The organism is Pseudomonas sp. NPDC089569 (assembly GCF_050280625.1).
Lineage (GTDB): Bacteria > Pseudomonadota > Gammaproteobacteria > Pseudomonadales > Pseudomonadaceae > Aquipseudomonas.
In genome coordinates, this window is sequence record NZ_JBNNVQ010000022.1 from 59,091 (window position 1) to 68,887 (window position 9,797).

At 59.0% G+C, this 9,797-nt stretch carries 8 protein-coding genes and 1 pseudogene; 4 read left to right on the forward strand and 5 right to left on the reverse strand.

What is annotated here, in order from left to right:
• The first annotated feature begins 125 nt into the window (after positions 1 to 125).
• The gene (locus ACQKP2_RS12445) at positions 126 to 2,447 is read left to right on the forward strand and encodes a response regulator (protein WP_427576742.1); all 2,322 of its coding nucleotides are present in this window, start codon (positions 126 to 128) and stop codon (positions 2,445 to 2,447) included.
• Here ACQKP2_RS12445 and ACQKP2_RS12450 read toward each other — a convergent pair.
• The 3 genes from ACQKP2_RS12450 to msrB all read right to left on the reverse strand — a co-directional run bounded on the left by ACQKP2_RS12450 (position 2,431) and on the right by msrB (position 4,023).
• The gene (locus ACQKP2_RS12450; protein ID WP_427576744.1) at positions 2,431 to 2,892 is read right to left on the reverse strand and encodes a MarR family winged helix-turn-helix transcriptional regulator; all 462 of its coding nucleotides are present in this window, start codon (positions 2,890 to 2,892) and stop codon (positions 2,431 to 2,433) included. The two genes, ACQKP2_RS12445 and ACQKP2_RS12450, sit on opposite strands and share 17 nt — an antisense overlap.
• Complete coding sequence (locus tag ACQKP2_RS12455; RefSeq protein ID WP_427576746.1) at positions 2,889 to 3,374, reverse strand: glutathione peroxidase; 486 nt, start codon at positions 3,372 to 3,374, stop codon at positions 2,889 to 2,891. Before ACQKP2_RS12455 ends, ACQKP2_RS12450 begins: the two co-directional genes overlap by 4 nt.
• Before the next feature lie 253 nt (positions 3,375 to 3,627).
• Positions 3,628 to 4,023, reverse strand: coding sequence for a peptide-methionine (R)-S-oxide reductase MsrB (gene msrB, locus ACQKP2_RS12460; protein WP_427576748.1), 396 nt, complete (start codon positions 4,021 to 4,023; stop codon positions 3,628 to 3,630).
• A gap of 225 nt (positions 4,024 to 4,248) precedes the next feature.
• Between msrB and ACQKP2_RS12465 the strand changes: the two genes are divergently transcribed.
• Both ACQKP2_RS12465 and htpX read left to right on the forward strand, forming a co-directional pair.
• Complete coding sequence (locus tag ACQKP2_RS12465; RefSeq protein ID WP_427576750.1) at positions 4,249 to 5,460, forward strand: pyridoxal phosphate-dependent aminotransferase; 1,212 nt, start codon at positions 4,249 to 4,251, stop codon at positions 5,458 to 5,460.
• 315 nt (positions 5,461 to 5,775) lie between these two features.
• A complete protein-coding gene (gene htpX / locus ACQKP2_RS12470) occupies positions 5,776 to 6,663 on the forward strand; it encodes a protease HtpX (protein ID WP_427576751.1) in 888 nt (295 codons plus the stop codon).
• 73 nt (positions 6,664 to 6,736) lie between these two features.
• Here htpX and ACQKP2_RS12475 read toward each other — a convergent pair whose 3' ends face one another.
• The gene (locus ACQKP2_RS12475; RefSeq protein WP_427576753.1) at positions 6,737 to 7,393 is read right to left on the reverse strand and encodes a thiopurine S-methyltransferase; all 657 of its coding nucleotides are present in this window, start codon (positions 7,391 to 7,393) and stop codon (positions 6,737 to 6,739) included.
• Between the two features lie 103 nt (positions 7,394 to 7,496).
• Here ACQKP2_RS12475 and ACQKP2_RS12480 point away from each other — a divergent pair, with 103 nt between their 5' ends.
• Entirely contained in the window at positions 7,497 to 8,264 is a 768-nt protein-coding gene (locus tag ACQKP2_RS12480; RefSeq protein WP_427576754.1) for a DODA-type extradiol aromatic ring-opening family dioxygenase, read from the forward strand.
• Positions 8,265 to 8,445: 181 nt separating this feature from the next.
• Here ACQKP2_RS12480 and ACQKP2_RS12485 read toward each other — a convergent pair.
• Positions 8,446 to 9,708, reverse strand: a pseudogene (locus ACQKP2_RS12485) (DEAD/DEAH box helicase); the annotation flags it as partial.
• Between the last annotated feature and the right edge of the window lie 89 nt (positions 9,709 to 9,797).

Here is a 9,797-nt window from a genome sequence, read left to right on the forward strand (position 1 = left end):
GCGACGAAACACAGCGTTCGAAAACCGGAGCCTGCCCCGGTGCGAGGGCTCGCCAGAACACCGGCATCCAAGCATGATCGGCTATGCTTGAGCAGCGAAGGGAAACGGAAGTGGTCCAGCACCCCATGGATATAAAGTTCACCAACCGGCTGTCTTACAAACAAGCCCGGCTTACTGTGCTGGTCGGTTTTATTCTGGGCACGCTGCTCAGCCTGCTGCAAATAGGCATCGATTATGCCAGCGAAGACGCCTCCATCAACCGTGAAATCCTGTCTTTGCTGGAAATCAGCCACAATCCGGCATCACGCATCGCCTACAACATCGACGCCGAGCTCGCTCAGGAACTGACCCTGGGCCTTTTGCGCTCGCCGGCCATCATCGGCGCAAGGCTGACCGACAACAATGGCAACGTGCTGGCCAACGTCAAGCGCCCCGGCCTGCAAAGCGGCTATCGTGTGCTCAGCGATCTGCTGTTCGGTGCCGACCGGCAATTCGAAGACCGCCTCTATCTGGACCACCTTCCCAACGAATCCCTCGGTACATTGAAACTGGACGTCGACACTTACTCGTTCGGTTATCGATTCCTGCGACGTGCGGAAGTCACCTTGCTGAACGGCTTCGCTCGCAGCCTGATACTGACCGGGATTCTGCTGGCGCTGTTCTATGTGATGCTGACCAAACCGCTGGTGCGTATTATCCGCGAACTCAGCGGTCGCGATTCGCGCAGTGTCGAACCGACCACTCTGGTATGCCCCGCCGGTCATGCCAATGATGAAATCGGTGTTCTGGTGAAAGTCGCCAACCAGCAATTCGAAAGCGTCGCGACCGAAATCCAGCAGCGACGCAGTGCGGAAAACCGTCTGACCGACTACCTCAGCCAACTGGAAAACATTGTTTCGGCGCGTACCGCAGAGCTCAAGGCGATCAACGCCCGGCTCAGCCTGTCCAATCAGGAACTGGAAGTTGCCCGCAGCACCGCCCTGGACATGGCCGAAGCACGTTCGGTGTTCCTGGCCAACATGAGTCATGAAATCCGCACCCCCCTCAATGGCCTGCTGGGCATGATTGCGCTGTCACTGGACGGTCCTCTGAATGCCGAGCAACAGCAACAACTGTCCATCGCCCATGACTCGGGCAAGGTGCTGGTGGAATTGCTCAACGACATTCTCGACCTGTCGAAATTCGATGCCGGCCAACTCGAACTCGAACACATTCCGTTCGATCTCGGCTCACTGATCGAAGACACCGCCAATCTGTTATCGCAAAACGCAGCACCCAGCGTTGAATTGACTTGCCTGATCGATCCGCTCTTCCCGGCCCTGGTCCTCGGCGATCCGACCCGAGTTCGACAGATCGTCAGCAATTTGCTGTCCAACGCACTCAAATTCACCCGTTTCGGGCGGGTCGACGTGCGCCTGTCGACATTCGGCGATGGCGTCAGAATCGAAGTCTGCGACACCGGTATCGGCATCCCCCAGGACGCCCAGGTCAAGATTTTCCAGCCCTTCACCCAGGCCGGTGCCGGGATTACCCGGCAATTTGGCGGCACCGGTCTGGGCCTGGCCTTGACCTACAACCTCTGCGAAGCCATGCAAGGACGCCTGAGCATCAGCTCCGAAGCCGGTTTTGGCAGCCAGTTCTGCGCACATCTGCCGTTGCCTCGTCATACCCGGGCCCAGCTCCCGCCCTCCCTGCAGGGCAAGGTCGTCGCCATCACTGCCGCCAGCAGCGGCCTGGCGGAACTGCTCGACAGTGTCCTGCCCGGCTGGGGACTGGATTACCAGCAACGCGCCATCGATGACTCGTTGATTGGCCTGGATCCCGATGTGCTGATTACCGATTGCCCCGAGTGCCTGTTCAACCTGCGCCCGACCATGACCGCACCGATCCTGCTGGTGACTGCCTACGGCAACTTCCTGCCCAGCGAACAGGTCAATGCCCTGAGCCCATTGCAGCAGCAAGCGCGCCCCCTGGCGCGCAATGCCCTTTATCAGACCTTGCGGCGCATCCTGCAACCGGAAGTCGCCACCCTCAACGGTGACCGGATAGACGCACAATCCCCGCATCGTCGCGCACGAGTGCTGCTGGTCGAAGACAATCCGGTCAATCAACTGGTTGCCAAAGGCATGCTCGGCAAGCTCGGCTGCGATGTGGTCGCCGCCGCCCATGGCGCCGAGGCACTGGATCAGTTGGAAAGCAGCGAATTCGACCTGGTGCTGATGGACTGCAACATGCCAGTGATGGACGGCTATGAAGCCAGTCGACAAATTCGTCGCAGCGGACGCTGGCCGCAATTGCCTATCGTCGCCCTGACCGCCAACGCCATGTCCGAAGAACGCGAACGCTGTCGTGCGGCGGGCATGAGCGACTATCTGGCCAAACCTTTTCGCCGGGAAGAACTGGCGGCACTCCTGGATCTATGGATACCTGCTACGACAATGCCTTGATTTGCCCCAACAGGTGATCCAGGCCCGCGCGCAAATCGCTCAGGCGATCCAGATCCACTCCGCTGTCACACAACAGTCGCGCCTTGAGCGGTCCGACCCGATCGCGCAGTGCCATGCCGTTCGATGACAGACTCAGGTGCACCTCACGCTCATCCCGGGCCGAGCGCTGACGCTGAACCAGTTGCAATTGCTCCAGTCGCTTGAGCAACGGTGTCAACGTGCCCGAATCCAGTGCCAGGCGTTCACCCAGCGCCTTGACGGTCGGCTGCTTCGGGGTGGCCTCCTGCCACTCCCACAGCACCAGCATCGCCAGGTATTGGGGGTACGTCAGGCCCAGTTGATCGAGCATCGGCTTGTAGGCACGGATCACCGCCCGGGAAGCCGCGTACAGCTTGAAACACAGCTGGCTGTCGAGATTCAGGGAGTCGACGGACAAGGTATTCATTTGAGCAGCGCTTCGATCTCGCGGCTCAGGTCCTGTGGCTTGGTGGCCGGAGCGAAGCGCTTGACCAACTGGCCATCCTTGCCGATCAGAAACTTGGTGAAATTCCACTTGATGCCCTGGGAGCCCAACACGCCCGGCGCACGTTTTTTCAATTGCACGAACAGTGGGTGGGCCCCGGCGCCGTTGACCTCGATTTTTTTGAACAGCGGGAAGCTGACACCGTAGTTCAGCTCGCAGAACTCACTGATCGCCCCTTCATTGCCCGGCTCCTGCTTGCCGAACTGATTGCAGGGAAAGCCCAGTACCACCAGGCCTTTGTCCTTGTAGGTCTGCCACAGTTCTTCGAGGCCCTTGTACTGCGGGGTAAAACCGCATTTGCTGGCCGTGTTGACCACCAGCACCGCTTTACCGGCGAAATCCGCCAGGGTCTTTTGCTCACCCTTGATGGTGGTGCAAGGAATGCTCAGCAGGTTGTCGCTCATGATGATGGCTCTGTTTTCAGGAAGACGAACCAAACATAGCGAACAATTGAATTGCACACAATTTAAATAATCAAACGTTGCCCCCTCTCCCCTCCCCCTCCTGTAGGAGCCAGGCTTGCCGGCGAAGCGTTTTCAATGACATCGCACGACTTCAGGCCGCCTTCGCGGGCAAGCCTCGCTCCTACAGACGATAGCGTCCTCGAGATCGCTTTCGCCGGCAAGCCTGGCTCCTACAGTGGGGGGGGTGATCGCATTATTCGCGGGGTTTGAGGTCCAGGCACACCGAGTTGATGCAGTAACGCAGGCCAGTCGGTGGCGGACCGTCAGGAAAGACGTGGCCCAGGTGCGCATCGCATTTGGCACAGACCACTTCGGTGCGGATCATGCCGTGGCTGGTATCGCGGATTTCGACCATGGCGCTGTCACCGATCGGCGCGTAGAAGCTGGGCCAGCCACAGCCTGAGTCGAACTTGGTTTTCGAGTCGAACAGCGGCTCGTTGCAGCAGATACAGTGATATACGCCGTCGGTCCTGGTAGCGTTGTATTTGCCGGAGAACGGGCGCTCGGTGCCCTTGAGCCGGCACACGTTGTACTGCTCTGGATCGAGCATGGCCTTCCATTCTTCCAGGGTTTTTTCCAACTTTTCCATCATCACACCTCGGCAGCTGAAAAAGCCCGATCAGTCCCTTTTCCACTGATCGGGCGGCACGTATGATTGCGCCTCGTCAAACGCCAGTCTGGCAGCCAGACACCGCGCATTCAAACGGATTTATGGGTGTGGGCGCTCAAGGCGCCAGGTCCGTGGATTACGCGGGATTCCCAGTTAGGTTGTTCACTCGCCGGCTGGATCGTTCATTTTCGGGAACACATCGCCATGCAGGTCAGCAAATCGAACAAGCTCGCCAACGTCTGCTACGACATTCGCGGCCCGGTGCTCAAGCACGCCAAACGCCTGGAAGAGGAAGGCCATCGCATCCTCAAGCTGAACATCGGCAATCCGGCACCCTTTGGTTTCGAAGCCCCGGACGAAATTCTCCAGGACGTCATCCGCAACCTGCCGACCGCACAGGGCTATAGCGACTCCAAGGGCCTGTTCAGCGCGCGCAAGGCGGTCATGCAGTACTACCAGCAAAAGCAGGTAGAAGGCGTCGGTATCGAAGATATTTACCTGGGCAACGGGGTTTCCGAACTGATCGTCATGGCCATGCAGGCCCTGCTCAACAATGGCGATGAAGTTCTGGTCCCGGCGCCGGACTACCCGCTGTGGACCGCAGCCGTGAGCCTGGGCGGCGGCAATCCGGTGCACTACCTGTGCGACGAGCAGGCCAACTGGTGGCCCGACATCGCCGACATCAAGGCAAAGATCACCCCGAACACCAAAGCCCTGGTGATCATCAACCCTAACAACCCGACCGGCGCGGTGTACCCAAGGGAAGTGTTGCTGGACATGCTCGAACTGGCCCGCCAGCACAATCTGGTGGTGTTCTCCGACGAGATCTACGACAAGATCCTCTACGATGACGCCGTGCATGTGTGCACCGCCTCCCTGGCACCCGATCTGCTGTGCCTGACCTTCAACGGCCTGTCCAAGTCCTACCGCGTGGCCGGCTTCCGCTCCGGCTGGGTGGCCATTTCCGGTCCGAAGCAGCACGCCCAGAGCTACATCGAAGGCATCGACATGCTGGCCAACATGCGCCTGTGCGCCAACGTGCCGAGCCAACACGCCATTCAGACGGCACTGGGCGGCTATCAGAGCATCAACGACCTCGTACTGCCGCCAGGCCGCCTGCTGGAACAGCGCAACCGCACCTGGGAACTGCTCAATGACATTCCGGGAGTGAGTTGCGTCAAACCGATGGGGGCCCTGTATGCGTTCCCGCGCATCGACCCGAAAGTCTGTCCGATCCACAACGACGAGAAGTTCGTCCTCGACCTGCTGCTCTCCGAGAAACTGTTGGTCGTGCAAGGCACTGCCTTCAACTGGCCATGGCCGGACCACTTCCGTGTCGTGACCCTGCCGCGTGTCGATGACCTGGACATGGCCATCGGACGCATCGGCAACTTCCTCAAGTCCTATCGCCAGTAAGTGATCTTCACCGTGCGACACCGATGGTGCGCACGGTGATTCATTCAGCAACATATGTGTGCGTCATGCCACGCTGTTCTTTCTTTTAATGCCTGCCCTGTAATCGCCCGCTCGCTCACGCCCAACAACGACAGGGCCTGGGACGCTTGCTGGATTTCAAACACTTCCCGCCCCTGCATCGGAAAAATCCTGCAAACAGCTAAGCTATTGCCGTAGGACACAGTTTGAAATAGTCACCCGGTTGAATAGCCTGCTGCAGCACCTTATATACCCGGCAGTACGCTACATCTTTAGCAAAAGGAGATTTCTACAACCATGATGCGCATCCTGCTGTTTTTGGCCACTAACCTGGCGGTCGTGCTGATTGCCAGCATCACCCTGAGCCTTTTCGGCTTCAACGGGTTCATGGCGGCCAACGGGGTTGATCTCAACCTCAATCAGCTGCTGATTTTCTGTGCAGTCTTTGGTTTCGCCGGCTCCCTGTTCTCGCTGTTCATCTCCAAGTGGATGGCGAAAATGAGCACCAGCACCCAGATCATTAGCCAGCCACGTACTCGTCATGAGCAATGGCTGCTGCAAACGGTCGAGCAGCTATCCCGTGAAGCCGGGATCAAGATGCCCGAAGTCGGGATTTTCCCGGCCTACGAGGCGAATGCCTTCGCTACCGGCTGGAACAAGAACGACGCGCTGGTCGCGGTCAGCCAGGGCTTGCTAGAGCGTTTTTCGCCGGAAGAAGTGAAGGCCGTTCTGGCTCACGAGATCGGCCACGTGGCCAATGGCGACATGGTCACCCTGGCGTTGATACAAGGGGTGGTCAACACCTTCGTGATGTTCTTCGCACGGATCATCGGCAACTTTGTCGACAAAGTGATCTTCAAGAACGAGGAAGGCCAGGGCATCGCCTACTATGTGGCGACAATCTTCGCCGAACTGGTGCTGGGTATTCTGGCCAGCGCGATCGTCATGTGGTTCTCGCGCAAGCGGGAGTTCCGCGCCGACGAAGCCGGTGCCCAACTTGCCGGCACAGGTGCCATGATCAGTGCCCTGCAGCGCCTGCGTGCGGAACAAGGCTTGCCGGTACACATGCCCGATACACTCAATGCCTTTGGCATCAACGGTGGCATCAAACAGGGGTTCGCCCGCCTGTTCATGAGCCACCCCCCACTGGAAGAGCGTATCGACGCACTGCATCGTCGCGGCTAATGACCCTGCGATAAATCCAAAAAAGGGACGATCAAATCGTCCCTTTTTTGTGCCCGCCGAGCGCCACAGACAACTAGCGACTCATCAAGCGATAAACCCGCTCCTCAAGCCGCGTAACGCCGGCATCCAGGAACTTCCCGCTCTCGCTCAGGACATCCTGATCTTCCAGAATTTTCAGTGCCCATGAAGCCCCGAACAATCGCTGTACTTCATCATCGAGCACGGCAAAGGGCGGCCCGGCCATCTGTGACTGATCATAATCGAGCGTGATCATCAGCCCCATGGAACCCTTGGGCAGTATCCGGTTCAAGTGCGCCGCGTATTGCTCACGCATCGATGACGGCAGCGCAATCAGTGCAGCACGATCGTAGAGCGCCGAACAATCCGCGACATCGCCTGGGGTCAAGGCAAAGAAATCGCCACACCAAAGCTCGATGGAGCCGGCCCGATAGACATTGAAGGGGCCTTGCTCACTGATTGACGGATCCAATTGATGTTCGTTGAAGAAGTCCTCCACGGCTTTCTCCGACAACTCGATCCCCAGTACCTCGTGCCCACAGTGCGCGAGCCACAACAGATCCAGGCTCTTGCCGCACAATGGCACCAGTACCCGCGTACTGGCTTCCAGCCCCAATTGCGGCCAGAACCGCTTCAGATAAGGGTTCACCTGCGGCAGGTGAAAGCCGATCTGATTCGATGCCCACTTTTTGTGCCAAAACTCCGGCTGCATAGCTAACCCCGAAAATTCGATCAAAACACCCTAAAACTTATATTAGATTTAGATCAATGATCTGACTGAAGATGGTGCCATCTTAACTCTCAGGAGCGCATTGATGTTCCCCAGTCTTTACATATCCCACGGCTCCCCCATGCTGGCCCTGGAGCCTGGCGCCAGTGGGCCGGCCCTGGCTCGCCTGGCAATGGAAATGCCAAAACCCAAAGCGATCGTGATTGTTTCCGCACACTGGGAAAGCCATGAACTGCTGGTCAGCGCAAATCCCCAACCTGAAACCTGGCACGATTTCGGCGGGTTTCCCAGGGCACTGTTCGAAGTGCAATACCCGGCGCCCGGCGATCCCCGCCTCGCAGCAGACGTTGCAAAGCTGCTGAATGAAGCCGATCTTCCAGCGCGTCTCGACCCCCAGCGACCGTTCGACCACGGCGTCTGGGTGCCCTTGTCGTTGATGTATCCGCAGGCCGATATCCCGATTGTCCAGGTTTCCCTGCCCAGTCGTGGCGGCCCGGCCCTGCAGACACGCGTCGGCCATGCCCTGAGCAGCCTGCGCGAAGATGGCGTGCTGTTGATCGGCTCCGGCAGCATTACCCACAATCTGCGGGAACTCGATTGGCATGCAGGCCCCGAAAGCGTGGAACCCTGGGCTCAGGTGTTTCGTGACTGGATGATCGAGAAACTGGAGGCCAACGACGAAGCGGCACTGCACGATTATCGTCAGCTGGCGCCAAACGCCGTACGCAACCATCCCAGCGATGAGCATTTGCTGCCGCTGTACTTCGCCCGCAGTGCCGGAGGCGATTTCAGTGTGGCCCACAAGGGGTTCACCATGGGCGCGCTGGGCATGGACATTTACCGCTTCGGATAACCCTCACACCGAGTTGCCCCCATCGCGAGCAGGCTCGCTCCCACCAAAGGCTGCATGCCCATGTGGGAGCGAGCCTGCTCGCGATTGGTGGCGCCACTGATCCCAGTCCAGACACAAAACAACAGGCAAAAAAAATCCCCGAACGAGTCGGGGATTTTTTATTGATCAGCCCGAAAGCGGATCAATCTTCGCGGTAGCGACGCAGCTTCAACTGCTTACCGGCAACGCGAGTGTCCTTGAGCTTGGTCAGCAAGCGATCCAGGCCATCTTCCGGCAGCTCGACCAGGCTGAAGCTGTCACGTACCTGGATACGACCGATGGCTTCACGTGCCAGGCCACCTTCATTGAGGATGGCACCCAGCAGGTTCTTGGCCGCGATACCATCACGCGCACCCAGCGCGGTACGGCAACGAGCACGACCTTCGGCCAGTGGCATTGGAGCGCGACGCTCGCGATCACCACGCTCCGGACGATCACCGGAACGCTCCGGACGATCACCACGCGGCGTGTTGTTCGGCACCAGCGGACGCTCTTTCTCGATAGCGGCCAGGTTCAACGCTTGACCATTGGTAGCCTTGCGCAGCAGGGCTGCGGCCAGGGCACGCGGGCTGCAACCGATGTCGGCGGTCAGGCGATCGAGCAGATCACCGTGGGTCGATTCGGCGTCGGCCACCAGTGGCGACAGGCTGTTGGTCAGTTTCTTGATGCGTGCGTCCAGAACGGATTGAGCATCCGGCAGGCGAACTTCAGCCACTTTCTGACCGGTTACGCGCTCGATCACCTGCAACATGCGGCGCTCACGCGGCGTTACCAGCAACAGCGCACGACCTTCGCGACCGGCACGGCCGGTACGGCCGATACGGTGAACGTAGGATTCCGGGTCGTACGGCATGTCAACGTTGAATACGTGAGTGATGCGCGGCACGTCCAGGCCACGAGCGGCAACGTCGGTCGCCACAACGATGTCCAGACGGCCATCCTTGAGGGAATCGATGACACGCTCACGCTGGTTCTGGGCAATATCACCGTTCAGCGCGGCGGCTTTGTAGCCTTTGGCTTCCAGGGCGCTGGCCAGATCCAGAGTCGCTTGTTTGGTACGCACGAACATGATCAGCGCGTCGAAATCTTCCACTTCCAGCAAGCTGAGAACGGCAGAAGTCTTCTGGTCGGCGTGAACCAGCAGGTGAGCCTGCTCGATCGCGGTGACGGTCTGGGTCTTGCTCTGGATCTTGACGTGTTTCGGGTCCTTCAGGTGACGCTCGGCGATCGCTCGGATCGACTGCGGCAAGGTGGCCGAGAACAGTACGGTCTGACGGGTTTCCGGCATGGCCTTGAAGATCACTTCCAGGTCATCCATGAAGCCCAGCTTCAGCATTTCGTCGGCTTCGTCGAGAACCAGGTGGTTCACGGTCGCCAGAACTTTTTCGTCGCGACGCAGGTGGTTCGCAGTTGTTCGAAAGCCACCGCGCGCCGGACTTCGTCCTTGATTTCCTGATAGGAACAGCCTTCCCGTTCGAGCTTTCGGCGGAAGGT

Coding starts and splice junctions, on each gene's coding strand:
- ACQKP2_RS12480 (WP_427576754.1), top strand. CDS start 7,497: ATGTTCCCCAGTCTTTACATATCCCACGGCTCCCCCATGCTGGCCCTG.
- ACQKP2_RS12465 (WP_427576750.1), top strand. CDS start 4,249: ATGCAGGTCAGCAAATCGAACAAGCTCGCCAACGTCTGCTACGACATT.
- ACQKP2_RS12455 (WP_427576746.1), bottom strand. CDS start 3,374: ATGAGCGACAACCTGCTGAGCATTCCTTGCACCACCATCAAGGGTGAG.
- ACQKP2_RS12475 (WP_427576753.1), bottom strand. CDS start 7,393: ATGCAGCCGGAGTTTTGGCACAAAAAGTGGGCATCGAATCAGATCGGC.
- htpX (WP_427576751.1), top strand. CDS start 5,776: ATGATGCGCATCCTGCTGTTTTTGGCCACTAACCTGGCGGTCGTGCTG.
- msrB (WP_427576748.1), bottom strand. CDS start 4,023: ATGGAAAAGTTGGAAAAAACCCTGGAAGAATGGAAGGCCATGCTCGAT.
- ACQKP2_RS12445 (WP_427576742.1), top strand. CDS start 126: ATGGATATAAAGTTCACCAACCGGCTGTCTTACAAACAAGCCCGGCTT.
- ACQKP2_RS12450 (WP_427576744.1), bottom strand. CDS start 2,892: ATGAATACCTTGTCCGTCGACTCCCTGAATCTCGACAGCCAGCTGTGT.